The 24,451-nt window shown below is 71.6% G+C and carries 23 protein-coding genes; 10 read left to right on the top strand and 13 right to left on the bottom strand.

Features of this window, described 5'->3' with window-relative positions:
- Positions 1-25: 25 nt before the first annotated feature.
- Positions 26-1,579, top strand: coding sequence for an FAD-dependent monooxygenase (locus IG62_RS0133355; protein ID WP_030812122.1), 1,554 nt, complete (start codon positions 26-28; stop codon positions 1,577-1,579).
- 139 nt (positions 1,580-1,718) lie between these two features.
- On the opposite strand, the gene IG62_RS0133350 is transcribed toward IG62_RS0133355, so the two are convergent.
- Both IG62_RS0133350 and IG62_RS0133345 read right to left on the bottom strand, forming a co-directional pair.
- Positions 1,719-3,116, bottom strand: a complete 1,398-nt coding sequence (locus tag IG62_RS0133350; RefSeq protein ID WP_030812119.1) for a gluconate:H+ symporter — start codon at positions 3,114-3,116, stop codon at positions 1,719-1,721.
- Between the two features lie 59 nt (positions 3,117-3,175).
- Positions 3,176-3,706: a gluconokinase gene (locus tag IG62_RS0133345; RefSeq protein ID WP_030812117.1), complete on the bottom strand. Its 531-nt coding sequence runs from the start codon at positions 3,704-3,706 to the stop codon at positions 3,176-3,178.
- Positions 3,707-3,837: 131 nt separating this feature from the next.
- On the opposite strand from IG62_RS0133345, the gene IG62_RS0133340 reads away from it, so the two are divergent.
- The gene (locus tag IG62_RS0133340; RefSeq protein ID WP_030812114.1) at positions 3,838-4,539 is read left to right on the top strand and encodes a FadR/GntR family transcriptional regulator; all 702 of its coding nucleotides are present in this window, start codon (positions 3,838-3,840) and stop codon (positions 4,537-4,539) included.
- A gap of 222 nt (positions 4,540-4,761) precedes the next feature.
- Here IG62_RS0133340 and IG62_RS0133335 read toward each other — a convergent pair whose 3' ends face one another.
- Together IG62_RS0133335 and IG62_RS0133330 are read right to left on the bottom strand one after the other, a co-directional pair.
- Positions 4,762-4,974 carry a hypothetical protein gene (locus IG62_RS0133335; RefSeq protein WP_030416522.1) on the bottom strand — a complete coding sequence of 71 codons (213 nt, stop codon included), beginning with the start codon at positions 4,972-4,974 and terminating at the stop codon, positions 4,762-4,764.
- A gap of 186 nt (positions 4,975-5,160) precedes the next feature.
- Positions 5,161-6,759: an acyl-CoA mutase large subunit family protein gene (locus IG62_RS0133330; RefSeq protein WP_030812112.1), complete on the bottom strand. Its 1,599-nt coding sequence runs from the start codon at positions 6,757-6,759 to the stop codon at positions 5,161-5,163.
- A gap of 172 nt (positions 6,760-6,931) precedes the next feature.
- Between IG62_RS0133330 and IG62_RS0133325 the strand changes: the two genes are divergently transcribed.
- Complete coding sequence (locus IG62_RS0133325) at positions 6,932-7,801, top strand: L,D-transpeptidase family protein (protein ID WP_030812109.1); 870 nt, start codon at positions 6,932-6,934, stop codon at positions 7,799-7,801.
- Between the two features lie 177 nt (positions 7,802-7,978).
- Here IG62_RS0133325 and IG62_RS0133320 read toward each other — a convergent pair whose 3' ends face one another.
- The 3 genes from IG62_RS0133320 to IG62_RS0133310 form a co-directional block, all read right to left on the bottom strand.
- Positions 7,979-9,016: a hypothetical protein gene (locus tag IG62_RS0133320; RefSeq protein WP_030812107.1), complete on the bottom strand. Its 1,038-nt coding sequence runs from the start codon at positions 9,014-9,016 to the stop codon at positions 7,979-7,981.
- Complete coding sequence (locus IG62_RS0133315; RefSeq protein WP_030812105.1) at positions 9,016-9,687, bottom strand: RNA polymerase sigma factor; 672 nt, start codon at positions 9,685-9,687, stop codon at positions 9,016-9,018. Before IG62_RS0133315 ends, IG62_RS0133320 begins: the two co-directional genes overlap by 1 nt.
- A gap of 496 nt (positions 9,688-10,183) precedes the next feature.
- Positions 10,184-11,851 (bottom strand): beta-N-acetylhexosaminidase, encoded by a 1,668-nt coding sequence (locus tag IG62_RS0133310; RefSeq protein ID WP_051798962.1) that lies wholly within the window; start codon positions 11,849-11,851, stop codon positions 10,184-10,186.
- A gap of 410 nt (positions 11,852-12,261) precedes the next feature.
- Here IG62_RS0133310 and IG62_RS0133305 point away from each other — a divergent pair, with 410 nt between their 5' ends.
- From IG62_RS0133305 to IG62_RS0133285, 5 genes are all read left to right on the top strand, one after another.
- Positions 12,262-12,765, top strand: a complete 504-nt coding sequence (locus IG62_RS0133305; protein ID WP_234326847.1) for a 2-oxo-4-hydroxy-4-carboxy-5-ureidoimidazoline decarboxylase — start codon at positions 12,262-12,264, stop codon at positions 12,763-12,765.
- Between the two features lie 243 nt (positions 12,766-13,008).
- Positions 13,009-13,389: a succinate dehydrogenase, cytochrome b556 subunit gene (gene sdhC, locus IG62_RS0133300; RefSeq protein ID WP_030416515.1), complete on the top strand. Its 381-nt coding sequence runs from the start codon at positions 13,009-13,011 to the stop codon at positions 13,387-13,389.
- Positions 13,390-13,395: 6 nt separating this feature from the next.
- Positions 13,396-13,872, top strand: a complete 477-nt coding sequence (locus IG62_RS0133295; RefSeq protein WP_030812097.1) for a succinate dehydrogenase hydrophobic membrane anchor subunit — start codon at positions 13,396-13,398, stop codon at positions 13,870-13,872.
- Between the two features lie 20 nt (positions 13,873-13,892).
- Positions 13,893-15,647 (top strand): succinate dehydrogenase flavoprotein subunit, encoded by a 1,755-nt coding sequence (gene sdhA, locus IG62_RS0133290; RefSeq protein ID WP_030812094.1) that lies wholly within the window; start codon positions 13,893-13,895, stop codon positions 15,645-15,647.
- Positions 15,647-16,423 (top strand): succinate dehydrogenase iron-sulfur subunit, encoded by a 777-nt coding sequence (locus IG62_RS0133285; protein WP_030812091.1) that lies wholly within the window; start codon positions 15,647-15,649, stop codon positions 16,421-16,423. Before sdhA ends, IG62_RS0133285 begins: the two co-directional genes overlap by 1 nt.
- Positions 16,424-16,429: 6 nt before the next feature.
- Here IG62_RS0133285 and IG62_RS0133280 read toward each other — a convergent pair whose 3' ends face one another.
- Complete coding sequence (locus IG62_RS0133280; RefSeq protein WP_234326846.1) at positions 16,430-17,248, bottom strand: hypothetical protein; 819 nt, start codon at positions 17,246-17,248, stop codon at positions 16,430-16,432.
- Positions 17,249-17,398: 150 nt separating this feature from the next.
- On the bottom strand, positions 17,399-17,797 hold the full coding sequence (locus tag IG62_RS0133275; RefSeq protein WP_030812086.1) for a MerR family transcriptional regulator: 399 nt from the start codon (positions 17,795-17,797) through the stop codon (positions 17,399-17,401).
- Positions 17,798-17,886: 89 nt separating this feature from the next.
- Between IG62_RS0133275 and IG62_RS0133270 the strand changes: the two genes are divergently transcribed.
- Together IG62_RS0133270 and IG62_RS0133265 are read left to right on the top strand one after the other, a co-directional pair.
- Positions 17,887-18,699, top strand: a complete 813-nt coding sequence (locus IG62_RS0133270; protein ID WP_030812083.1) for an alpha/beta fold hydrolase — start codon at positions 17,887-17,889, stop codon at positions 18,697-18,699.
- 125 nt (positions 18,700-18,824) lie between these two features.
- The gene (locus IG62_RS0133265) at positions 18,825-20,069 is read left to right on the top strand and encodes an alpha/beta hydrolase family protein (protein WP_030812080.1); all 1,245 of its coding nucleotides are present in this window, start codon (positions 18,825-18,827) and stop codon (positions 20,067-20,069) included.
- A gap of 107 nt (positions 20,070-20,176) precedes the next feature.
- On the opposite strand, the gene IG62_RS0133260 is transcribed toward IG62_RS0133265, so the two are convergent.
- The 4 genes from IG62_RS0133260 to IG62_RS0133245 all read right to left on the bottom strand — a co-directional run bounded on the left by IG62_RS0133260 (position 20,177) and on the right by IG62_RS0133245 (position 24,428).
- Entirely contained in the window at positions 20,177-20,677 is a 501-nt protein-coding gene (locus IG62_RS0133260; protein ID WP_030812077.1) for an FBP domain-containing protein, read from the bottom strand.
- An 83-nt stretch (positions 20,678-20,760) separates the two neighbouring features.
- Positions 20,761-21,417: a hypothetical protein gene (locus tag IG62_RS0133255; RefSeq protein WP_158795157.1), complete on the bottom strand. Its 657-nt coding sequence runs from the start codon at positions 21,415-21,417 to the stop codon at positions 20,761-20,763.
- 286 nt (positions 21,418-21,703) lie between these two features.
- A complete protein-coding gene (locus IG62_RS0133250; protein WP_030812070.1) occupies positions 21,704-22,891 on the bottom strand; it encodes a S8 family serine peptidase in 1,188 nt (395 codons plus the stop codon).
- A gap of 115 nt (positions 22,892-23,006) precedes the next feature.
- Positions 23,007-24,428, bottom strand: a complete 1,422-nt coding sequence (locus tag IG62_RS0133245) for a hypothetical protein (RefSeq protein ID WP_030812067.1) — start codon at positions 24,426-24,428, stop codon at positions 23,007-23,009.
- Positions 24,429-24,451: the final 23 nt, after the last annotated feature.

Here is a 24,451-nt window from a genome sequence, read left to right as displayed (position 1 = left end):
CATGGAACTTAACAACGTTAAGGACATGAGCGGTCAGCCGGACACCCTTCCCGCGGCCGTCGACGTACTGATCGCCGGAGCGGGCCCGACCGGCCTCGCGCTGGGCATCGACCTGGCCCGCCGCGGCGTGCGCGCCCTGATCGTCGAGCGCCAGGACCGCCTCTCCCCCGGCGCCCGCGGCAACGGCCTGCAGCCGCGCACCCAGGAGGTCTACGAAGACCTCGGGGTGCTGAACGCGATCCGCGCGGCCGGCGGCGACTACCCGGTCACCGCCCGCTGGAAGGACGGCCGGATCATCGGCACCGAGGTGATGATCGAGCGGGTCGATCCGACGCCCGCCGCGCCGCACTCGAACACGATGATGGTGCCCCAGTTCCGCAACGTGGAGCTGCTCCACGAACGGCTCACCGAGCTCGGCGGCAGCGTCCTGTTCTCCACCGAACTCACCGACTTCACCCAGGACGCGGACGGGGTGACGGCCCGTCTCGTCACCGCCGGCGGCACACCGCACGCCGTGCGTGCCGCCTACCTGGTCGCCGCCGACGGCGGGCGCAGCACCGTCCGCCGGGCGCTCGGCACCAGGATGAGCGGGACGGGCGCACTGGAAGCGGGGCCGGGCGCCGCGCTGCTCGCCGACGTCCGGATCAGCGGCCTGGACCGCGACCACTGGCACCGCTGGGAAGCGCCCCAGGGCGGTTTCGCCGCCCTGCTCCCCCTCGCCGGCACCGACCTCTTCCAGGGCATGATCTGGTCCTCCACCGAGGACCCGGACACCTCGGCCGAGGGGGTCCGGGCGGCGATCGCGGCGCAGACCCACCTCACCGCCGAGCAGGTCACCGACGTCGTCTGGACCTCCGTCTTCCGGCCCAAGGTCGGCCTGGCCGACACCTTCCGCACCGGCCGGGTCTTCCTCGCCGGCGACGCCGCGCACATCCACTCACCGGCCGGCGGCCAGGGCCTGAACACCAGCGTCCAGGACGGCTACAACCTCGGCTGGAAGCTCGGCCTGGTCCTGCGGTACGGCGCGCCCGACACCCTGCTCGACAGCTACGAGGCCGAGCGCCGCCCGATCGCCGAGCGCATCCTCGACACCAGCACCCGGCTGCACCGCTCACGTTCGCTGCGCCGCGGCCGCGATCTGCACCAGCTCGACATCGGCTACCCGGACAGCCCGCTGACCCGGGAGCTGCGGACCGGTCTGCCCGAGGACGCACTACGGGCCGGCGACCGGGCGCCCGACGCCCCCTGCCACACCCCCGACGGGAAGGCCGTCCGGCTCTTCGAGGCCTACCAGGGCCCGCACTTCACCCTGCTCGTCCTCGGCGACACCGACCTCGACGCCGCCGCGCTGCCCGCCGACCCGGCCCTGCTGCGGATCGTCCGCGCCGGCGGCCCGGACCCCGACCTGATCGACACCGACGGCCACCTCCGCGCCGCCTACGGGGACGACCCCGCCGTCCTCCTCGTCCGCCCGGACGGCTACCTCGCCCTCGCCGCCCCGGCCACCGGCGCCACCACCGCGGTGAACGAAGCCCTGGCCGCGTACACCGGCGCACCCGCCCCGCAGCCGGCCGCCTGACCTGCGGTTCCACAAGCGCGCGAGGCCGTACGAGCGGGAACTCCGCCGTACGGCCTCGCGCCGAGGGGAACGGGCGCCTGAGGGGGGTTGAGGCGCCCGGGGCGGCGGGGAGCCGCCCGGAAGGTCCGTCGAAGAGGGACTACACGACCAGGGAGAGCAACAGCACGCACCCGATGCCGACCACCGAGATCAGCGTCTCCATCACCGACCAGGTCTTCAGCGTCTGGCCGACGCTCATCCCGAAGTACTCCTTGACCAGCCAGAAGCCGGCGTCGTTGACATGGCTGAAGAACAGCGAGCCGCAGCCGATCGCCAGGACCAGCAGCGCCACATGAGTGGTGCTCATGTCCGCGGCGAGCGGGGCCACCAGACCGGCGGCCGAGATGGTGGCCACCGTCGCCGAGCCGGTCGCGAGCCGGATGGCGACCGCGATCAGCCAGGCCAGCAGCAGCGTGGAGATGTGCCAGCCCTTGGAGACGTCCAGGATCATCTGGCCCACACCGCAGTCCACCAGCGTCTGCTTGAAGCCGCCGCCCGCGCCCACGATCAGCACCACGCCGGCGATCGGGGCGAGCGACTTCTCCACGGTGGCCGCGGTCCGCCCGCGGCTGAAACCGGCCGCCCGGCCGAGCGTGAACATCGCGACGATCACCGCGGTCAGCAGCGCGATCAGCGGCGACCCGACCACGTCGAAGACCTGCTGCACAGCGGCCTCCGGATCGTCGACGACGACGTCCACCAGCGCCTTGACCAGCATCATCACGACCGGCAGCAGCACGGTGGCGACGGTGATCCCGAACCCGGGCCGCTTCTCCAGATCGGCGGAAGCCCGCTCGGGCACCATCTTCTCCGGCGGGCGGACATCCACCCAGCGGGCCGCGTAACGCGAGAAGACCGGGCCCGCGATGATCGCGGTCGGCACGGCGACGACCACGCCGAGCGCCAGGGTGATGCCGAGGTTCGCGCCGACCGCGTCGATCGCCACCAGCGGGCCGGGGTGCGGCGGGATCAGCCCGTGCATGACGGACAGTCCGGCCAGCGCCGGGATGCCGATCCGCATCAGCGAGAAGTTGCCGCGCTTGGCGACCAGCAGGACCACCGGGATCAGCAGCACGATGCCGACCTCGAAGAAGATCGGCAGCCCGACTATCCCGGCGATCAGCACCATCGCCCAGGGCATCGCCCGCCCGCTCGACCGCGCCAGGATCGTGTCGACGATCTGGTCCGCGCCGCCGGAGTCGGCGAGCAGCCGGCCGAGGATCGCGCCCAGCGCGATCAGCACCCCGGTCCCGGCGACCGTCGTCCCCAGCCCCGTCGAGAAGCTGGCGATGGCCTTGTCGAGCGGCGCCCCGGCCACCGCCCCGAGCACCAGCGAGCCGATGATCAGCGACAGGAAGGCGTGCAGCTTGAACTTGGTGATGAGCAGGACGATGACGGCGATGCCGGCCAGGACGGCGATGCCCAGCTGGGCGTGACCGGCCGAGGTGATCGGCACGGTCGCGTCCGCTGCGAGCATCTCGACGCTGAGATGTGTCACGGCGCTTCCCTTGGTTGGACGGGAGGGAGGACTTGGGTGGACGGGTGGGGGAGAAGGGGTTACCCGGCGGATGCGGCCAGCGCACGCAGTGCGGCCACCGCCCGCCCGGCGATCTGCTGCGGGGTGCCGGCGACGTCGACCGCGACGCCCGCCTCGTCCGGCCCGAGGGGTTCGAGCGTGGCGAACTGCGAGTCCAGCAGCGCGGTCGGCATGAAGTGGCCCTGGCGCTCGGCCATCCGCGCCTGGATCAGCGCGCGGTCACCGGTCAGGTGCAGGAAGACGAGGCCCGGGGCGGCGGCCCGCAGCCGGTCCCGGTAGGCCCGCTTCAGAGCCGAGCTGCTGACCACGCCACCCCGCCCGGCACGGTCGTGCGCCCAGGCGCCGATCGCATCCAGCCAGGGGCCGCGGTCGGCGTCGTCCAGCGGGACGCCGGCCGTCATCTTGGCGATGTTGGCCGGGGGATGGAAATCGTCGCCCTCGGCGTACGGGACGCCCAGTTCGGCGGCCACCAGCGGGCCGATGGTGGTCTTGCCGGTGCCGGCCACGCCCATCACGACGATGACGCCAGGGGCGGCGTCGGGAGTGCTCATCCCGGGTTACCTCGCTGTCTTCCTTGACCCCGTGCGCCCCCACTGAAACCCATTAGGTACGACGTATTCAAGAGCCTGTGATGTAAACGTCATACTTAATTGCCCGGGATGCGGGAACGTACGCTTACTCCATGGAGAACGAGGGGAAGGGCCTGCACGGCCGCGTGCTGGAGGCCCTCGGGCCCGAGATCACCGCGGGCGACCACCCTCCGGGCACGGTCCTGCGCACCGACGAGCTGGCGCAGCGCTTCGACGTCTCGCGCACGGTCATCCGCGAGGCGATCCGGGTCCTGGAATCCATGCAGTTGGTCGCCTCCCGGCGCCGGGTGGGGGTGACCGTCCGCCCCACCGAGGAGTGGAACGTCTACGACCCGCGGGTCATCGGCTGGCGGCTGACCGGCCGGGACCGCCCCCGCCAGCTGCGCTCGCTGACCGTCCTGCGCTCGGCCGTCGAACCGGTCGCCGCCGGACTCGCCGCCCGGCACGCCACGCCCACCCAGTGCGCCGAACTCACCGAACACGCGATGGGCATGGTCGCCACCTCACGCGGCCAGCAGCTCGACGCGTACCTGGTCCACGACGTGGCCTTCCACCGCGTGATCCTCGCCGCCTCCGGCAACGAGATGTTCGCCCGCCTCGCGGACGTCGTCGCGGCCGTCCTGACCGGCCGCACCCACCACCACGTCATGTTCACCGACCCCGACCCGGCCGCGGTCACCCTCCACGTCCAGGTCGCAGAGGCGGTCCGCACGGGCGACGCGGGGGCCGCGGAGCGGCTGACCCGCGAGATCACGGCCGGCGCGATGGCCGAACTGGACGTCCTGGCCCCCTAGTTGGCCCTCCCACGTACTCGGCCGTCCCGCCGCGGGGCGTGCTCGCGGTTGCGCGCTTTGCGGCGCCTCCCACGTACTCGGCCGTCCCGCCGCGGGGTGTTGTTCTCCGTTGCGCCTGCGGCGGGCTGGTGGTTGTCGGGTGCGGTGCCGGCCCTCCAGACTTCGTCCTCCGGTCCAGCCCCTCCCGTTGGGGGACAGGGAAAAGGCCGGTGGGGGTGCGCGTCAGAACAGCGGCTGCTGGCCCGGGAACGGCGGCTCCTCGGGGTCGAAGAGCCGCTCGGCGGGGGCCATCAACGGGGCGATCCGCCGCGACCCCGGACAGGAGATCAGCTCCAGCCCCGTCCGCCGCCCCGGCGGGTCATGCCGGGCAAAGCGGCCGCCGACAACGGCGATCTCTCGAGTACAGACGGGGCACGCACGACGCGGACTGGACATGCGTCCATTGTTCCCCCCGCACTCGCCCACGACGGTCCACCCCCTCCCACCCACACCCTTCCCCCCACGGGAGGGGACGGCCCGGAGGCCCGTCACCGCACCCGACACCCACCCAGCCCGCCGCAGGCGCAACAGCGAGAAACCACCGCGGCGGGAAAGACAGGTACGTGCGGGGGCGCCGCAAAGCTAAAGCCCGTGTGGGGGCACATACATCCCCCACACGGACCGCAGCGCGTCGCACACCTCGCCCACCGTCGCCCGTGCGCGAAGCGCACCCCGCATCGGGGGGAGGACGTTGTCCGGGGACTCCGCAGTCTTGCGGAGGGTGTCGAGGGCGGCGGTCACGGCGCGGTGGTCGCGGCGGGCACGCAACTGCGCGAGGCGTTCGACCTGCTGGGCCTCGATCGCGGGGTCGACGCGCAGCGGCTCGTACGGCTCCTCCTCGTCGAGGAGGAAGCGGTTGACGCCGACGACGACCCGGTCACCCGCGTCCGTTTCCTGCGCGATGCGGTACGCGTTGCGCTCGATCTCTTCCTTCTGGAAGCCGTGTTCGATGGCGGCGACCGCGCCGCCCATCTCCTCGACCCGCCGCATCAGCGCGAGGGCCGCCTCCTCCACGTCGTCGGTCATCGACTCGACCGCGTAGGAGCCGGCGAACGGGTCGACGGTGGCGGTCACATCGGTCTCGTGGGCCAGCACCTGCTGGGTCCGCAGGGCGAGCCGGGCCGCCTTGTCCGTCGGCAGGGCGATCGCCTCGTCGAAGGAGTTGGTGTGCAGCGACTGGGTGCCGCCGAGCACCGCGGCCAGGGCCTGGACGGTGACCCGGGCGAGGTTCACCTCCGGCTGCTGGGCGGCGAGTTGCACACCGGCCGTCTGGGTGTGGAAGCGCAGCATGAGGGACTTGGGGTTGCGCGCCCCGAATTCCTCACGCATGACGCGGGCCCAGATGCGGCGCGCGGCACGGAATTTCGCGACCTCTTCGAGGAGGGTGGTGCGGGAGACGAAGAAGAAGGACAACCGGGGGGCGAAGTCGTCGACGTCCATGCCGGCGGCGAGCGCGGTCCGGACGTACTCGATGCCGTTGGCGAGGGTGAAGGCGATCTCCTGCGTGGGGGAGGCGCCGGCCTCCGCCATGTGGTAGCCGGAGATCGAGATGGTGTTCCAGCGGGGGATCTCGGTACGGCAGTACTGGAAGAGGTCCGAGACCAGTCGCAGCGAGGGCACCGGCGGGAAGATGTAGGTGCCGCGGGCGATGTACTCCTTCAGGATGTCGTTCTGGACCGTGCCGGTGAGGTGGCCGGGCGGCACCCCTTCCTCCTCGCCCACCAGTTGGTAGAGGAGCAGCAGCAGCGCCGCGGGGGCGTTGATCGTCATGGACGTGGAGACCTTGTCCAGCGGGATGCCGCCGAACAGCACCCGCATGTCCTCGACGGAGTCGATGGCCACTCCGACCTTGCCGACCTCCCCGGAGGCGATCGGGGTGTCGGAGTCGTGGCCCATCTGGGTCGGCAGGTCGAAGGCGACCGACAGGCCGGTGGTGCCGTGGGCGATCAGCTGCCGGTAGCGGGCGTTGGACTCCCGGGCGGTGCCGAAGCCCGCGTACTGGCGCATGGTCCAGGGCCGTCCGGCGTACATCGTCGGGTGGATGCCGCGGGTGTAGGGGTAGCTGCCGGGCGCACCGAGACGGCGTTCGGGGTCCCAGCCGGCCAGCGCCTCCGGCCCGTACACCGGCTCGACGGGCAGACCGCTCTCGTTGTGCCGCACACTGCCCGGTTCCTGCGCCATAAAAGTACGCCTCCGCCTGGGTAACCGCGATCCGGTGGTCCTTTTCCGACGGTCGATGCACCGTCGTCACGGTTTTACGCCTTGCTCACAGCATGCCCGCAGGTTCGCCACGCCGCAGCGCTGGGAAGCATCTCCACTGGCCGGTCGGGCCGCCCAGATCCGGGGGTAGCGCATGAGGCGGAGCAGCGGAAGAGGTACGGCGCCGGTGGCGGCCGCGGTGCTGGTGGTGGCGGCGCTCGCGGTGGGCTGCCGGCCGGTGACGGTGACGAGGACCGGCGCGCCGGACAGCAAGGGCGTCCGCTACGCCCCGACCACCCCCGCTCCCCCGCCGCTGACCGCCCGCCCCGCGCCCGCCCGGCCCACCGCTCCCGCGCGCCCGCACCGCACCGGGCATCCGGCGCCGCGGGCCCCGCGCGCGGTGATGGCGGTGGGCTCGCGCGGCGCGCAGGTCCGCGAACTCCAGGCGCGATTGACCCAGCTGGGTCTGTTCAACCGCGCCCCGACGGGCTACTACGCCTCGGTCACCGCCACCGCGGTCCGCGCGTTCCAGAAGCACCAGGGGCTGCCGCGTACGGGGACGATGCGGCCCACGGCGTGGCGTGCGCTGCGGGCCCGGACCCGTGAGCCGTCGCGGACGGAGCTCTACCCGCCGACTACCAGGCCGGTCGGCGTACCGGATCCGCGCTGTCTGCGGGGCCGGGTGATCTGCATCAGCAAGCGGAGCAACACCCTGGCCTGGGTGGTCGACGGGCGGGTGGTGTCCGCGATGGACGTCCGGTTCGGCTCGCAGTACACCCCGACCCGGGAAGGCACCTTCGCCATCGCCTTCAAGAGCCGGCGCCACGTCTCGACGCTGTATCACACGGCCATGCCGTACGCGATGTTCTTCAGCGGCGGCCAGGCGGTGCACTACTCCGCGGACTTCGCGGCCCGCGGCTACCGCGGCGCCTCGCACGGCTGCGTCAACGTCCGGGACAAGGACAAGATCGCATCGCTGTTCGCGGCGGTGCACAAGGGGACCAAGGTGGTCGTCTACCACTAGGGGTGGACCACCAGGGAGAGAAGGCCGAGAAGAGGGAGAAGGGCGCGGGCAGGGCCGGGGGAACGTGCCCCGCCCGCGCCAAATGCGCTGAGCCGTGGGTACGGGGGGAACCCCGGCTCTCGCGCAGCCGATGACCAGTCGGCTTCACTCAGTACTGCGTCACCGGCTCAAAAAACGTCACACCCGGCCGGAGGCCGTGGTGCCCGGGGTCGCCCCGGCGGGATCCGTGCTGGTCGCGGAGGGCGTGGGGGCGGGGGTGGAGGCGCTGGGCGACTGGGCGGGCTGGTCGCCCTCCTCGTCGCCGGAGCCGGCGGAGCCACCGGTCTGGCCGGTGCTGCCGGTGGTCCCGGTGCCGCCGGTGAGATTGCCGACCACGCCATCGTTGTCACCCGAGCCGCCACCGGGCTGATAGCGCGCCAGGTAGGCACGGCAGAAGGTGTGTACGTTGTCCGCGCCGCCGGCCCGGCGTTCGAGGCGCTGCCGCTTGTCGCGGTCCATGCGGTCCCGATTTCCGGACTCGTACTCCTGACAGAGAGTGAGCAGAAGTTTCTTCTTGGCGCCGCGGCCGGGGTCGGTGTTCTTGCCGCCCTGGTCGCCGTGGCGGCCGGGCGTACCGCTGCCCGGCACCCCGGTCGCGCCGGGACTGGCCCCGGGCGTCGCGGTGTCGGAGGGCGCGGTGGACGTCCCGCCGTGCGTGGCGTCGGGCGTGCTGCCCGTGGTGCCGTCGGTCTGGGCCTCGCCGGGCTCAGTGGTGGCCAGCTGTCCCGGCGTCTTGGCGGAGGAGGCACTGGCCCCCGGTCCGGGGTCCCCGCCGCCGCGGAAAGGGCCGGGCAGGACTCCCGCCCCGGCCGCGACGGCGACCCCGCCGATGGCGCAGGCCGCGAGCGCGACGGCGAAGCCGCGCCGGAAGGGGCGGGCGAACCGGGTGCGTTCGGCAACGGCGGCGGTGTGGACCGTCGGTACGGCGGCTTCGGAGCCGCGGCGCGCCGAACGGGCGCCGGAGCCGCGCGGAACGGCCCGGCGGAACGCGGCGACGGCGTCCTCTTCGCCGGGCAGCGGCGCGGCCTCGGGTGCCCGCGCGCCGACCGCGGCGGCGGCCGCCAGCAGCTGTTCGAGTTCCTGTGCGCCGGCGTCGTACGGGGAACTGACCCGTTCACCACGCAGCAGTCGCTCCGCAGTGTCCTTGTCGAGCCAGTCGTACCGATCGTCGGCCATCACATGTCCTTCTGCGTTCGTGCGGCCGATTCCGTCACACCCCGTAGGCGGGAATCCGCCACGTCCCCGGCGCGCTGCTGCTCGGGGACGTGGTCCCCGGCGCCCTGCGGGTCGCCGATCAGTTCGGCGAGCTTCCGGAGTCCGCGGTGTGCGGCGGTGCGTACCGCACCGGGCCGTTTGCCGAGCACCTCGGCCGCGCTCTTGGCGTCGAGCCCGACCACCACCCGGAGCACCACGGCCTCGGCCTGGTCCTGCGGCAGCCGGGATATCAGCTGCATGGTGCGGCCGGTGCCGAGGGCCTCCAGGGCCTCACCGGCGGTGTCGGACGTCGCCGGGGTGTCGGCCAGTTCGCTCTCGTCGCCGCCGATCGCCGGGCGCCGGCCGCGCATCCGGATGTGGTCCAGGGCGCGGTTGCGGGCGATCCGGGCGGCCCAGCCGCGGAAGCGGTCGGCGTCACCGCTGAAGCGGGCGAGGTCGCGGGTTATCTGCAGCCAGGCCTCGGAGGTGACGTCCTCTACGTCCGCTTCGCTCACCAACGTCCGCACATACCCCAGAAGTCGGGGGTGTACGGCGCGGTAGACGGTACGGAACGCTGCCTCGTCGCCGTCCTGCGCCGCCTGTACGGCCACCGTCAGCCGGCGGTCGTCCGGCTGAATGTCGTCCCCTCGCACGGGTCCATCCTGTCGCACGTGGAATGTCCGCCGCCCGGTCCTTGCTGCTTCAGTGCTTTGCTTCGCCGTGGATCGGGGCTCCGGGAGAACCCCCGGTAACCCCGCTGTTCCTGCTGACCGTAACCCGTGCGCACACCCGCTCCGCACCCGGGCCGGGTCGCGGACCGCACGGGACCGGAATACGGGAGACCGTGCGCCCACCGGCGCGGATGCGCACGTTACGGGCCTGGCCGGGCCCGCGTCCAGACCACTGGCCGTACCACCGCCCGCACCCCGTGTGACGCTTTCGGGCCGTCCGGCGCTGTACCGGATAGACAGGCCGTCACGGAGCCTGATGCCGCATTCCCCCTCCCCGTCGAGAGCAACGTCAGCCCGTATCGGGGGGTGGCGGCCCCGGCCGTCCTCGTGGACCCAGGCCGTCACGGAGCCTGATGCCGGCTCTTTCTCTCACCCGTTTCTTACCGGGTGGCGGCCCGCTCGGCCCTCGCGTTCCTCATCAACCGGACAAGCCGGCCTTTTTGGCCAGGGCTGTGAAGGCCGTCCAGGACAGGGCCGGTGTCCCCGGGGCCCAGGTCTTCTGCGCCAGTGCCGCCAGCGGCATCCGGATTCCGGCGGCCACCTGCGGTGCGGTCTGCGCCTGCGAACGGTCGCACCAGATCGCGAAGCGCGCGCCGGGGATCCGGTCCGGGCCGGTCATGGAGGCGGGGACGTTCACCGCCCGGGTGCCGCGGATGACCTTCGGTGTCCAGTCCCGGTAGATGCGCTCGCCGGTGGGATAGGTGAACTGGTTGGGCTGGCCGAGGACGTAGTAGAGGTATTCGTCGTTGAAGTTCAGCACGTCGCGGCCCTCGCGCAGGAAGGCCTCGGGGGGACGCTTGCCGATCTCCTTGCCGGTCCAGTAGGCGACCGTCCGGTTCTTGTCGGCGCTGATCGCGGGGCTGGAGAAGAAGCCGTCGTTCCAGGCCTCGATCCGGTTCTTGCCCTGCCCCTCGACGGTCTTCTGCCGGTCGTTGAGCCAGCTGGTGGCCAGGTCCTCGATCGTGCCGTTGCTCCCGAACTTCTGCCGTGCGGCCCGGGCCAGCTGCGGGTACGTGGTGGACGGCGAGGACGACATCAGCGCCTGGTACTCGTCACCGCCCAGGTGCCAGTAGGCGGGGGCGCCCTTGGGGTTGGCGAACAGCTGGCTCATCTCGCGCAGCAGCGAGTCGATCAGCGGGCCGGCCTTGGGGTTGGAGATGTCGATCGCGCCCGGGACCACCGAGCCGGACGCCCGGTGCAGCAGCAGGTCCTGGTGGTGGGCCAGCACGGCGCCGAGGTGGCCGGGCGAGTCCAGTTCCGGGGCGACGGAGATGTGCAGGCTGCGCGCGAGCGCGATGATCCGGCGGACCTGGGCCTTGGTGAGGTGGTCGGCGGAGACCACCTCGGGGTGGGTATCGCTCTGGATGCGGAAGCCCTGGTCGTCGGAGAAGTGCAGCTGGAACTGGTTCAGCTTGAGGTCGGCGATCTCCCGCAGCCGCGCCTCGATCCACGCTTCGGTGAACGGCTTGCGGGCGTTGTCCAGCGACATTCCGCGCTGCGGGCGGTCCGGGCGGTCCTGGACGGTGCCCTCGGGGAGCCCGCCGGCGGCGTGTACGGCCTGCTTGACCGTGCGGGTGGCGTAGAAGATTCCGGCGTCGGTGGGGGCCGTGAGAGTGAGCCGGGTGCCTTTGGCGGTGAGGGTGTAGGCCTCGTCGGCGGCGCCCTGGACGGGCAGGTTGTTGCCCTGTTTGCCGCCGTTCTTGCCGGAGAGCTTCACCTCGATGTCGCCGGGGCGGACCGGCTCGTCGCCGTAGACGACGGTCAGGCCGCCCAGGTCACGGGCCATCAGCGCGGCCTCGTCGGCGACATTGCTCCGCTTGCCGGCCGGGACCACCACCCGGGCCCCTTTGGAGGGGCGCCAGCCGCGCCCCTCGGCCCGGTGGAACTCCCGTACCGCCGGGATGACCTGTGGCGTTCCGGTGACCGGCGCCCAGCTCGGGGTCGCGGCGGCCGAGGGGTTCACCTTGGCGCTGGTGCTGCCGGGGGACTCGGTGCCGGCGGAGTGGGAGCAGCCGGCGAGCAGCAGCGCGCCGGTGAGCGCCGCGGCCGGCAGCGCGGCGCGCGACGGCCGCATCGGGTTCGACATCGTGCAATCCTCACTTTTCGGGGCGAAGGCATTGCCAGGTGTGCGGGGCCGGTCGTCCACCGGATGCGCGGGAACTCTCTCCTCCGGGTGAAATTCGCGCATCCGTCGGACAGCTGTCGACAGGCGTCGTTAGCGTGGCGTTCTCGTTCGTCACCCCTTTCCCAGGGCTCTCCTGGAACCGCCGGATACCGCCGGGGTGTCGTGTTCGACGCACCACCGCCACACCCGTCGCCGCTTCGTTCCGCGTCCCGGCGTCGGTCCGCTTCCCTCAGCTTCCGTCAGTCGCCCGCCCCGCACCTGTCGAACCGTTCCGATCGCATCCGTCCGAGGAGCCCACGCTGTCCGGTGACACCCCGGCCGCCCGGCCGACGCTGCGCCCCCAGCCCGCGCGGTGCGGCATACCCTCCCAGGTGCCCTCCGCCGCCCTGCCGCGACCCCGCCCCGACGGCACGGGGCTGCGCCGCCTCAACGCCCTGGACCCGGACGGCGCCCTGGCCGCGCTGCTGCACTGCTGCGGCAGCCGCGAATGGGCCGGGCAGCTCGCCGACCGGCGCCCGTACCCGGATCCGGAGGCCCTGCTCGCCGCCGCCGACCGGGCCTTCGCCGGCCTCCCGGTGGCCGGTCTGGACGAGGCGCTCGCCGCCGAGTCCCCGCCGCGGCCCCCGGCCGGCACCCATGGGCCCGGCGCACCGGCCGCCCGTACCGCCCTGAATGCCGCATACGCCGCATACGAGCAGCGCTTCCGTCATGCGTTCGTGATCTGCCTCGACGGCTGCCGGGAGGAGGAGGCGCTCGACCAGATCCTGTTCGGCATCCGCATGCGGCTGGGCAACGGCCCGGACGAGGAGCGGTCGGTCACCACCGAGCAGCTCCGGCGGGTGGTCCACGGCCGGCTGCGCCGCCTCGCGACCTGAGGCCGGCGCCCGCCGCGGCGCGGGCCCGAGCTCGCAGCAATCACGCCGTATGCCCTGCGAAGTCCAGGTTCGTCCTTGTGTGATAGCCCGTTGGTGCCTGTTTGATCACACCTAAGGACCCCCGCGCGAGGAACCGACAACTCGTCGATACGATGACGAGCGGCCGGTGGACCGTACCCGGCCGGGCCCGACCGACAGAGAAGCCGGCTGGCGCCCCAATCCCCGCTCCCGGAGGGTTTTTCCGTGCCGGCTGGAACGCTGTACCGCGGCCGGGAAGGCATGTGGTCCTGGGTGGCTCACCGAGTCACCGGCGTCCTCATCTTCTTCTTCCTGTTCGTACACGTCCTCGACACCGCTCTCGTACGCGTCTCCCCCGACGCCTACGACAACGTCGTCGCGACCTACAAGACGCCGATCGTCAATGTGATGGAGTACGGCCTGGTGGCCGCCATCCTCTTCCACGCGCTCAACGGCCTGCGGGTCGTCCTGGTCGACTTCTGGTCGAAGGGCCCGAAGTACCAGAAGCAGATGCTGTGGACCGTCGTGGGCGTCTGGGTCGTGCTGATGGCCGGTGCCTTCTACCCCGTGCTGCAGCACACCCTGCGCACGCTGTTCGGGAGCTGACGCGAGATGTCCGCTGAAACCACTTCCGCAGGCGCCACCGCGAACGACGTCCGCCTCTACGACGTGGACAACCCGGCTCCGGTCATCGAGGCACCGCGCAAGCGCACCAAGAAGACCGGCCGCGCCTCCCGGGGCAACTTCGAGATGCAGGCCTGGCTGTTCATGCGGCTGTCCGGCATCGTGCTGGTCGTCCTGGTCCTGGGCCACCTGCTGATCCAGCTCGTGCTCGACGGCGGTGTCTCCAAGATCGGCTTCGCCTTCGTCGCCGGCCGCTGGGCCTCGCCGTTCTGGCAGGTCTGGGACCTGTTGATGCTGTGGCTGGCCATGCTGCACGGCGCCAACGGCCTGCGCACCGTCATCAACGACTACGCGCAGCGGGACAACACCCGCTTCTGGCTGAAGATGCTGCTGTACACCGCGACGGTGTTCACCGTCCTTCTGGGCACGCTGGTGATCTTCACCTTCGACCCGAACATCTCCTGAAGCCGGGGCTGACTGGAACCATGAAGATCCACAAGTACGACACCGTCATCGTCGGCGCCGGCGGCGCGGGCATGCGCGCCGCCATCGAGGCGACCAAGCGCAGCCGCACCGCGGTCCTGACGAAGCTCTACCCGACCCGCTCCCACACCGGCGCCGCCCAGGGCGGTATGGCCGCCGCCCTCGCGAACGTCGAGGAGGACAACTGGGAGTGGCACACCTTCGACACGGTCAAGGGCGGTGACTACCTGGTCGACCAGGACGCCGCCGAGATCCTGGCGAAGGAGGCCATCGACTCGGTCCTCGACCTGGAGAAGATGGGCCTGCCGTTCAACCGCACGCCGGACGGCACGATCGACCAGCGCCGCTTCGGGGGTCACTCCCGCAACCACGGTGAGGCCCCGGTCCGCCGGTCCTGCTACGCGGCCGACCGCACCGGCCACATGATCCTCCAGACGCTGTACCAGAACTGCGTCAAGGAGGGCGTGGAGTTCTTCAACGAGTTCTACGTCCTGGACCAGCTGATCACCGAGGTCGACGGCGTCAAGAAGTCGGCCGGTGTGGTGGCCTACGAGCTCGCCACCGGCGAGATCCACGTCTTCCAGGCGAAGGCCGTCATCTACGCCTCCGGCGGCTGCGGCAAGTTCTTCAAGGTGACGTCCAACGCGCACACCCTGACCGGTGACGGCCAGGCCGCCGTCTACCGCCGCGGGCTGCCGCTGGAGGACATGGAGTTCTTCCAGTTCCACCCGACCGGCATCTGGCGCATGGGCATCCTGCTGACGGAGGGCGCCCGCGGTGAGGGCGGCATCCTCCGCAACAAGGACGGCGAGCGCTTCATGGAGAAGTACGCGCCGGTCATGAAGGACCTCGCGTCCCGCGATGTCGTCTCGCGCTCCATCTACACCGAGATCCGCGAGGGCCGGGGCTGCGGTCCCGAGGGCGACCACGTCTACCTCGACCTGACGCACCTTCCGCCGGAGCAGCTGGACGCCAAGCTCCCGGACATCACCGAGTTCGCGCGGACGTACCTCGGCATCGAGCCCTACACGGACCCGATCCCGATCCAGCCGACCGCGCACTACGCCATGGGCGGCATCCCGACCAACGTCGAGGGTGAGGTCCTCAGCGACAACACCACCGTCGTCCCCGGCCTGTACGCGGCCGGCGAGGTGGCCTGCGTCTCCGTGCACGGCGCCAACCGTCTGGGCACCAACTCGCTGCTGGACATCAACGTCTTCGGCCGCCGGGCCGGCATCGCGGCGGCGGAGTACTCGGCCACCGCCGACTTCGTCGAGCTCCCCGAGGACCCGGCGAAGCTGGTCGAGGAGCAGGTCGAGCGGCTGCGCAACGCCACCGGCAGCGAGCGGGTCACCGAGATCCGCAAGGAGCTGCAGGAGACCATGGACGCCAACGTGATGGTGTTCCGCACCGAGCAGACGATCAAGACCGCGGTCGAGAAGATCGGCGAGCTGCGCGAGCGGTACCTGAACGTGTCCATCCAGGACAAGGGCAAGCGGTTCAACACCGACCTGCTGGAGGCCATCGAGCTGGGCAACCTGCTCGACCTGGCCGAGGTCATGGCCGTGTCCGCACTGGCCCGCAAGGAGTCCCGCGGCGGTCACTACCGCGAGGACTACCCCAACCGCGACGACGTCAACTTCATGCGGCACACCATGGCGTACCGCGAGGTGGGCGACGACGGCACCGAGTCGATCCGTCTCGACTACAAGCCGGTCGTGCAGACCCGCTACCAGCCGATGGAGCGTAAGTACTGATGGCAACCCCGACCCTGGAAAAGGCGGACGAGGCCGGCGCGCCCGAGCCCGGTTTCGCCGACTCCCCCTACATCACGGTCACCTTCCGGATCCGCCGGTTCAACCCGGAGGTCTCCGAGGAGGCCAGCTGGCAGGACTTCCAGCTGGAGATCGACCCCAAGGAGCGCGTCCTGGACGCCCTCCACAAGATCAAGTGGGAGCTGGACGGTTCGCTGACCTTCCGCCGCTCCTGCGCCCACGGCATCTGCGGCTCGGACGCCATGCGGATCAACGGCCGCAACCGGCTTGCCTGCAAGACGCTGATCAAGGACATCAACCCGGAGAAGCCGATCACCGTCGAGGCCATAAAGGGCCTGACCGTGATGAAGGACCTTGTCGTCGACATGGAGCCCTTCTTCCAGGCGTACCGCGACGTGATGCCGTTCCTGATCACGACCGGCAACGAGCCGACCCGTGAGCGCCGGCAGTCCGCCGAGGACCGCGAGCGCTTCGACGACACCACCAAGTGCATCCTGTGCGCCGCCTGCACGTCCTCGTGCCCGGTGTTCTGGAACGACGGCCAGTACTTCGGCCCGGCGGCGATCGTCAACGCGCACCGCTTCATCTTCGACTCGCGCGACGAGGGCGGCGAGCAGCGCCTGGAGATCCTCAACGACAAGGACGGCGTCTGGCGCTGCCGGACGACGTTCAACTGCTCCGAGGCCTGCCCGCGCGGCATCGAGGTCACCAAGGCCATCCAGGAGGTCAAGCGGGCGCTGATCACCCGGCGCTTCTAGCACCGTTCAGCGCCGGACGGCGGCCCGGGCCCCGGCCCGGACGCCGGCCGGGGCCGGAACATCCCCGAGGGCCCCGCCCCCGTACGCACGGGAGCGGGGCCCTTCGGCATTCCCGGCCGCCTCCGGCTCCGCCGCCGGGTACACCAGCACCGGCGGCAGCGCGTCGTCCACCAGCGCGATGGGCACGCCCCGGCAGAAGTACGAGGGCACGAACACCAGCCCACGCCCCTGGAGGAACAGCTCCCGCTCCACCGGGTACGCCACCTCCAGCACCGGCGGCCGCCAGCGCATCGCCGGCCCGAACGTCCGCAGCATCGCCTCCGCCCCGGACTGCGCCAGGGCGTGCGCCCGCAAAGCCCGGTCCGCGCCCACCCGCCCGGCGATCCGCGGCCAGGCCGGTGCGACCGCCAGGTGGTGGTACGTCCGCAGGCTGCGCGCCAGTTGGCGCAGCGCGGCCGGTTCGCCCTCCCCGATCCCGCGCGCCTCGCCCGGCAGCGCCCGGTGCCCGGCCAGCAGCGCCACCTCGGCGCGCAGCCGCGCGCGCGGGGTGCGCATCACCGCCTCCAGCCCCGGTTCGACGCCCTCCAGGGCCGCGTAGGGCGTGAGGAAGTCCGGGAAGTAGCCGCGCAGCGGCACCAGCGGGAACAGGGTCCGCAGCGGCCCGGGGCCGTGCCGCACCGCGTGCTGCCGCCAGGCGGCCAGCGCCGGCTCACCGCGGTCCTCCCGCAGGATCTGCAGGCTCAGCGCGGTCTCCCAGAGCGGGTCGGCGCCCTCCGCCACCCTCGTACGCGCCAAGTCCTGCCCGGTGAAGTGCACTCGTAACACAGCAGCCCCCTGCTTCCCACCGCTCCCCCGAACGGCGTGCACACGAGGATCGGCCGGACGGGCGGGTCATGGCAAGCGGAAAGCGCAAGAAGAAGCGGAAAGAACGCAAGAAGCTTTACGGCCTTCTTCGGGGGCGGGCGCCCGGGCCCGTCAGGCCGAGCGCAGGGCCATCGTCGCCAGTGCCGCGTCCTCCTCCCGGCGCTTCCGCATGACCTGCGCATACGCCCCCAGGGCCGCCCGCCTACGCGTCAACTCGGCCATTTCCGAGTCCAGTTGGGCCATCCGCCGCTCCACGATTCCGGCCGAGAGCGCGCACGGGGTGAGGCCCCCACCGCCTTGGGCGCAGGGCAGCAGCCCCCGGATCTCATCGGTGTTCAGCCCCGCGGCAAGCAGCTCCCGCACTTTCCGTACGGCCTCCACCGCCTCCTCACCCCGATAGCGCCGATAGCCGTTGGCATCCCTCTCGGCACTCAGCAACCCCTGCTGCTCGTAGTAGCGCAGCACCCGCGCACTGACTCCCGTACGCCGCGCCAGCTCCCCGATCCGCATCCGCTTCCCCTTCCGGCACCGGGGCCGAACGGGACCGGCCCGGCACCGACTTGACCTTGACACCGGTGTCACACTGCAACCTCTTCCGCATGACGCAGATTCCCGCATTCGCGACCACCCTTCCGAAGCTGTCCACCACCGTCGCCGGTGACCCCGCCGGGCCCGGCATCCTGCTGGCCCACGGCGCGACCGGCAGCGTCGAGGGCAACTACGGCGACCTCATCCCGAGCCTGACCGCCACCGGCCACCACGTCGTGGCCCCCGACTACCCCGGCTCGGGCAACACCCCGCGCGCCACCGGCCCGTTGGAGCTGGACGCCCTGGCCGACGCCCTGGTCGCCGAGGCCACCGAGGCCGGTATGGACACCTTCACCCTGATCGGCTACTCCATGGGCACCGCGGTGTCCGTACGGGCCGCGGCCCGGCACCCCGAGCGGGTCCGCGGACTGCTCCTGACCGCCGGCCTCGCCAAGGCGGACGCCCGCACCACGGTCTGGCTCGACCTGTGGCTGCGCCTCCTGGAGTGCGGGGATCACGTCAGCTTCGCCCAGGCGCGGGCCCTGGCCGGCCTGGCCCCGGAGGCCTTCAACGCCCTCTCCCCCGCCGAACGCGCGGCCCTCCTGGACCCCGACCCGTCCCTGCCGCCCGCCGGTTCCGCCGAACAGGCCGCGCTGGTACGGGCCCTGGACACCACCGCCGACCTGCCCGCCATCACCGTGCCCACCCTGGTCATCGCCACCACCCTGGACACCCTGCTGCACCCGTCCCACTCCCGTTATCTGGCCGACCACATCCCCGGCGCCGAGTACGCCGAGATCGCCACCGGCCACCTCCCGATGGTCGAACGGCCGGCGGAGTGGCAGGAGTTGATCCATACCTTCCTGGCCAAGCACGGACTGTGAGCCAAGCACGGACTGTGAGCCAGGCACGGGCCGTGAGGCGGCGGTCCGGTACCCGCGAGCGCATCCGTGGACCCCTGACGTTCGTCAGTACCGTCCGCGCACCGCCCTGCTTACGCTCGGGCTCCATGAACCGTTTGAAGCACGTCCGCGACCAACTCCGCCGCGGCGCGGTGGCGTTGGCCCTCGCCACCACGCTGCCGCTCCCGCTCGCCGGTGCCGCCCTCGCCGCCCCCCACGCGGACCGGGCGGCGCCGGCCGCCGCCCCGGCTCCCGCGGCGGCCGCCACCCTGCACCTTCCGCGCCCCACCGGCCCCTACGCCGTCGGACGCGACACCCTGCACCTCACCGACAAGCAGCGCCGGGACCCCTGGGTGCCCTCCGCGGGCGCACGGGAGCTGATGTCCTCGGTGTACTACCCGGCCCGCCCGGGCACCGGCCACCACCGCGCCGCGTATCTGAGCACCAAGGAGGCGCAGCTCCTCCTCCAGGGCATCCGCCGCGCCGACGTCCTGCCGGCCGAGGCGCTCGCCGCCACCCGTACCCATGCCCGCACCGACGCCCGGCCGGCCCCCGGCACCCATCCGCTGGTGGTGCTCTCCCCCGGCTTCTCCCTCAACCGCGCCACGCTCTCGCTCCTCTCCGAGGAACTCGCCTCGCACGGCTACGTCGTCGCCCTCCTCGACCATGCCTACGAGTCCTTCGGCACGGCCTTCCCCGGCGGCCGCACCCTCACCTGCGTCGCCTGCGACACGGTCGGGAAGGCGCCCGAGGACGCGCAGAAGCGGCTGATGGCCAAGGTCGCCACCGGCCGCGCCGCCGACATCCGCTTCGTCCTCGACGCCCTGACGAGGCCGGGTGGTCACGGGAAGCGGACCGCCTGGCGCTACTCCGCCGTGATCGACACCCGGCGGATCGGCGTCGCCGGCCACTCCATCGGCGGCAACGGCGCCGCGGCCGCCATGGCGGCCGACCCCCGTATCCGAGCCGGCATCAACATGGACGGCACGTTCTTCGCGCCCGTCCCCCGCGCCGGGCTCGGCGGCCGCCCGTTCCTGATGCTCGGCGCGCTCAACGGCCATGCGCCGCAGGATCAGGACACCACCTGGCTGCGCGACTGGCGGCGGCTGGACGGCTGGAAGCGCTGGCTCACGGTCCGCGACGCCGGACACTTCACCTTCATCGACCTCCCGGTCCTGGGCGGCCAGCTCGGCGTCTCCGACCCCACCGCCCCGCTCCCCGGCAAGCGCTCCGGGGAGATCACCCGCGACTACGTCACCGCCTTCTTCGACCAGCACCTGCGCGGCCTCCCGCGCCCGCTGCTGAACGGCCCGTCCGCGGCCAACCCGGAGGTCCTGTTCCAGAACCCGTGACGGGTGGCGAGGACGTACGAGGGCGTGTGAGGGCGTGCGCGAGGGCCTGCGAGGGCCTGCGAGGGCCTGCGAGGGCACTTCCTCACACGCCCTCGCCCACCCCCGGCTCAGCCGTCAACCACCTTGTCGAGAAACTCGTCCAGGTTGCGCACCGTGCGCTCGATGCGCGCCTCCAGCGGCAGCGTCTCCTCGTGCCGCCCGGCGAGCTGGGACCGCTTGCGTCCGCGTACGTAGAGGGAGCATGCGAGGTCGGCGCAGAGGTACGTGCCGACGGTGTTTCCCTGCCGCCCGGCGGCTCCCGCCCGGCGCGCCGCGAGGAGACTGACACCGGATCCCGGATGGCCGGTCACACACACCGAGCACACCGTCGTCTTGGTGAAACTCCGCCGCACGCCCTGCGGAACCCTGAGAGTGACGCCGATGAGCCCCTCGCCGCGCGGCGCCACCAGATAACTCCGGTCCGGCGCCCCGGGATCCCGCCACCCCAGGAAGTCCAGATCCTGCCACGGCAGTCCGGCCAGCCCCACCGGCAGATTGATCCGGCTCGCCTCCCCCTTCGAGCAGTTCACAAAGGAGGCACGTATCGCTTTTTCACCTACGGGGTCCATAACGCCCGAAGCTAACAGCGGGCGCACGGAGGCGTCGTCCCATTTATTCGCCGCCGGGAACGACGGGCCGCAGGGTGCCGGCCTCAGGCCCCCGGCCGCATCATCACCGCGCGCTTCGTCCGGTGCGTGAGCCTCGCCTGCTCCGCTCGTGCGAGACGCTCGGGGTCGGCCTCGTCACGACGGCGTCCGGTCTTGTCCCAGTCCGCCGGCTTCAGGAAGAACATCTCCTTGCCTCCCGGCACCACCATGACGCCGCCGAAGGGCAGGTCACCGGCGAACCACACGCCGTCTTCCGTGCCCTCCGGCCAGCGCCGGCGTCCGGCCGCGTGGACCGCCAGCATCAGCGGCGCCCCGTGCTGCCCGCGCGTCGTCACGCGGATCTCGAAGACGTTGCCGTACCGGGTCCACCGCTCACGCTTCTTGACCACCCGGGGGTGGAACTCCAGCGGATAGCTGCGGAGTACGCGCGCGCACTGGGCGACCCGGAGTCCGTACACCAGGCGGTACAGCGTGAAGATCAGCAGGAGCACGCCGGCCGGAATGCACAGCGTAAGGAAGATCGAGTCCAGTCCCAGCAAGCGATCCGCCGCCACCGGAATCGCCACAAGAACGGCGGTGATCAGGAGGCGCAGAGCAACGAACGTGGCCAGGGAGAGGTGGTTGGCCCTCAATACCTGCGCCATGTCCGGAGCTTCAGGTGGCGCCTCAGATGGTGCCGCGGTCTGGGCGTCGTGCGCCATGACATTCTCCTTCGGGGTCGGCTGCGACCCACCGAACGGTTCTTCGTGGTGTCGGGCGCAGCACCCGAGCCCGGACCCGCACTTTCGGCCCCGTCCGTCTTTTCGGCGGGCGGTCACCGCATTTTCGTGCCCTGCCAGACCAGACCGGCTCCTCGGGAAAGCCGCCGTGCAGTACGGGCTTCGCCGTCGAGCCCGGAGCGCCGTCGCGCCGGGCAGGACCCCGAGAAGACATGCACCGCGGCCGCTCCGGAGCGGAACGGCCGCGGCAGTGGTCCGGAGCGGAGGCTCAGCCCCACGCCTGATTGCGCGAGTTGCGACGGCGAACGGAGACCACGATGCCGATGACGATACCGGCGACGACCAGGACACCGAGGGCGATGCCGCCGATGAGCAGGGCCGTCTGCTTGCCACCCATGGGGGGATTGGGGTCGGAGGGCTTGTCGGCGCCGGGGACGACGGCCTCCTGCGGCGCTTTGCCCTGCGGCATCGGCAGGGGGCCGGCTGCCGGGCCGACGGGGATGTCGCGGCGCAGGGCGGGGCCGGGCTGGATGAAGCCGTAGCCGTAGTGGGCGTCCGGGAGCTTGAGGTGCTTGGCCTTCTCGGCCTGCGCGAGACCGGCGGTCTTCACCAGGCGGTTGGCGATCTGACCCGGGGTGAGGTCGGGGAACTTCTGCTTGAGCAGGGCCGCGGCGGCGGACACGTAGGCGGTGGCGGCGGAACTGCCGTCGGCGGTGCGGTAGTCCCTATCGCTCTTGCCCATGGCAACGGGGATCTTCATCCCGGGAGCGAGGAGGTCAAGGGTGGAGTTGGCGTTGTTGGCGTCGTCCGGCTCACCGTATTGGTCCACGGAGCCCACACCGATGGCACCGGGGCAGGCAGCCGGGTAGTTCTTCTTGGGCAGGCCGTCATTGCCCACGCCGGCCACCACCACGACGCCCTTCTCCACCGCGTAGTGGATCGAGGCGCAGGTGTCGGCTGACGGGCTTTCCACGAAGGACATGTTGATGACGTCGGCCCCGTGGTCCACCGCCCACCGCGTTGCTGCCGCACCGTTCTTGTACTGGGGAATGGGCATGATCTTGGCGTCCGGCGCCAGTCCCTTGATGCCCTCCGAGCCCCCCGGCCCGTGGCCGTGGCCCGCGATGATCGCGGCCATCGCCGTGCCGTGGTCCCGGATGTCCTGACCCGGGGAGAGTTTCTCCGTTCCGTCCCCGGCCGACGTGTTCGCGAAGTTCTTACCGGCGACGAACTGACCGGTCAGGTCCTGGTGGGTCTGGCGGAAGCCGCTGTCGAGCACGGCCACCGTCACGCCCTTGCCGGTGGCCTCCTTCCAAAGCTGCTGGGCCCCGAACGCCTCCAGCGGCCACTGCCCTTTGCGCACCTGGTCCGCGGAGGCGGCCCCGCCCGCGGACAGCAGCAGTGCTCCGGTCAGCGCAGCACCCACCGTCGCGCGCAGTGTTCGGGTGACCCTCATCCTTCGCTCCTTCTTGCTGTGCTGTCCAGCGGCCTTGTTCCGCCTGAGGAAAGGCCCCGCACACATGGGAGTGCGGGGCCTTTCCTCGTTGGCCGCATGCGACGTTATCGTCGGCCTACTCGATGACGCGAGGGGCAACGTTACGTTGCGGGTTCCAGGTCTCCTCGTCCTCGACGAGGTAGTCGGGGCGCTGTCCGGTGGTGCGCTCCTTCTCCTTGCCCTTGCCCTTCGCTCCGGCGGCGCCCATCATGCCCGCCTGCTTGCCGCCGCGGCTGCGGTGCAGGCCCGAGCCGCCCTGCTTGGCACCGCCCGCGGGACCGCCCGGCTTGCCGACCAGTCCGCCGCGGGTACGCGCCTGCGGACCGCTGCGCCCGGCCGCGCCCTTGAGGCCGCCCGTCTTGCCGGCTGCTCCGGCGCCCGGCATGCCGCCGCGCATCCCACCGGCACCGCCGGCGCCCCGGGATCCGCCCATGCCGCCGGGCATGCCGATGACACTGGGCGGGACCGCGCCGCCGGGGAAGCCCCCCGTACCGCCGGTCACGCCGTGGCTGCCGCCGGTCGTCCCACCGCTGAAGGTGCCGCCGCCCGTCGGCGGGGCGAGGGTGCCGCCCTGCACGCTGTCGAGACCGGTGGTCACCGGCACGTCGGGGCGGTGCAGCTTGGGCGCGTCGAACCCATCCGGAACGGCTCCGCCGCCCGCCCCATTGGGCATACGCGGCTGCTGACTCCCGGAAGTGCGCGGGTGGTCGCCACCGATGACAGGCATGTTCACCGGCGGCGGGGCGTGCTTCGTCGATGGATGCTTCGGCCAGTCACCCGAAACTCCGCCCGGGTCGGTCCCGTCCTTCAGCACGTCACCGTTGCCGTGGTAGTGCGCTGCGAGCTCTTCCATGACGATGACCGCTTCGACCTGGCGCTCCTTGGTGAGGGACAGGTTGTCCCTGTTGAGCTCCAGCGCCATCCGGGCGTCCATCTTCGGATTGGCCATGTCCTTCTTGAACTGGCTGTCGTCGCCGCTCTCGTCCATGGCGCGGTCCACCACACCAGGGTCCTTGATCTTCGACATGGCCTTCTTGGCCTCGCGAAGATTGTGCGCGACCCCGATCTCCGGACCCGAGCCCCTGGTGCCGATCAGGGCGCGCTCGACGACCCGGGCATGGCCGTACGTCCTGTCGATCTTCTCCAGGACCTTGGACGCCTCCCTGCGGAACGCATCGGCAGCCGAGCCCTCCCAGTGCGCCGTGGCATGGTCGACGGCGTCCATGAACGCCTTCCGGATGCCGCCGTGACCGTCGTCGCCGGCCAGCCGGTCGGCGGAGGCCCGCCAGTGGTGACCGGAGGTCTCGATCGCCTCCGGACTGGCGTGCTCGATCATCGCCCGGAGGGCATTGAGACCGTGGTGATGGAAGTTCGACGGAGACGGGGGAGACAGCACACGGTGGCCCTGGAACGACTTCAGCCGCTCTTCCCGCTCGTGGTTCTTGCGCTGCTGTTCCATCGCCTTGGCGCTGTCGTACTCCTGCTTGGCGTCAACCATGCAGGCCCCCCTTCATCTCCATC

Origin of the sequence: Streptomyces sp. NRRL S-337, from assembly GCF_000720175.1 — a bacterium.
GTDB classification, from domain to species: Bacteria; Actinomycetota; Actinomycetes; order Streptomycetales; family Streptomycetaceae; genus Streptomyces; species Streptomyces siderophoricus.
The sequence above is the reverse complement of the archived record's forward strand: the minus strand, read 5'-3'. Positions and strand labels throughout refer to the sequence as shown.

What these genes read in the sequence shown, in the direction of transcription:
- IG62_RS0133355 (WP_030812122.1), top strand. Translation starts at nt 26, where the DNA reads ATGAGCGGTCAGCCGGACACCCTTCCCGCGGCCGTCGACGTACTGATC.
- IG62_RS0133345 (WP_030812117.1), bottom strand. Translation starts at nt 3,706, where the DNA reads ATGAGCACTCCCGACGCCGCCCCTGGCGTCATCGTCGTGATGGGCGTG.
- IG62_RS0133255 (WP_158795157.1), bottom strand. Translation starts at nt 21,417, where the DNA reads ATGGCGCACGACGCCCAGACCGCGGCACCATCTGAGGCGCCACCTGAA.
- IG62_RS0133335 (WP_030416522.1), bottom strand. Translation starts at nt 4,974, where the DNA reads ATGTCCAGTCCGCGTCGTGCGTGCCCCGTCTGTACTCGAGAGATCGCC.
- IG62_RS0133245 (WP_030812067.1), bottom strand. Translation starts at nt 24,428, where the DNA reads ATGGTTGACGCCAAGCAGGAGTACGACAGCGCCAAGGCGATGGAACAG.
- IG62_RS0133265 (WP_030812080.1), top strand. Translation starts at nt 18,825, where the DNA reads ATGAACCGTTTGAAGCACGTCCGCGACCAACTCCGCCGCGGCGCGGTG.
- IG62_RS0133275 (WP_030812086.1), bottom strand. Translation starts at nt 17,797, where the DNA reads ATGCGGATCGGGGAGCTGGCGCGGCGTACGGGAGTCAGTGCGCGGGTG.
- IG62_RS0133330 (WP_030812112.1), bottom strand. Translation starts at nt 6,759, where the DNA reads ATGGCGCAGGAACCGGGCAGTGTGCGGCACAACGAGAGCGGTCTGCCC.
- IG62_RS0133320 (WP_030812107.1), bottom strand. Translation starts at nt 9,016, where the DNA reads ATGGCCGACGATCGGTACGACTGGCTCGACAAGGACACTGCGGAGCGA.
- sdhA (WP_030812094.1), top strand. Translation starts at nt 13,893, where the DNA reads ATGAAGATCCACAAGTACGACACCGTCATCGTCGGCGCCGGCGGCGCG.
- IG62_RS0133250 (WP_030812070.1), bottom strand. Translation starts at nt 22,891, where the DNA reads ATGAGGGTCACCCGAACACTGCGCGCGACGGTGGGTGCTGCGCTGACC.
- IG62_RS0133295 (WP_030812097.1), top strand. Translation starts at nt 13,396, where the DNA reads ATGTCCGCTGAAACCACTTCCGCAGGCGCCACCGCGAACGACGTCCGC.
- IG62_RS0133325 (WP_030812109.1), top strand. Translation starts at nt 6,932, where the DNA reads ATGAGGCGGAGCAGCGGAAGAGGTACGGCGCCGGTGGCGGCCGCGGTG.
- IG62_RS0133310 (WP_051798962.1), bottom strand. Translation starts at nt 11,851, where the DNA reads ATGTCGAACCCGATGCGGCCGTCGCGCGCCGCGCTGCCGGCCGCGGCG.
- IG62_RS0133285 (WP_030812091.1), top strand. Translation starts at nt 15,647, where the DNA reads ATGGCAACCCCGACCCTGGAAAAGGCGGACGAGGCCGGCGCGCCCGAG.
- IG62_RS0133270 (WP_030812083.1), top strand. Translation starts at nt 17,887, where the DNA reads ATGACGCAGATTCCCGCATTCGCGACCACCCTTCCGAAGCTGTCCACC.
- IG62_RS0133260 (WP_030812077.1), bottom strand. Translation starts at nt 20,677, where the DNA reads ATGGACCCCGTAGGTGAAAAAGCGATACGTGCCTCCTTTGTGAACTGC.
- IG62_RS0133340 (WP_030812114.1), top strand. Translation starts at nt 3,838, where the DNA reads ATGGAGAACGAGGGGAAGGGCCTGCACGGCCGCGTGCTGGAGGCCCTC.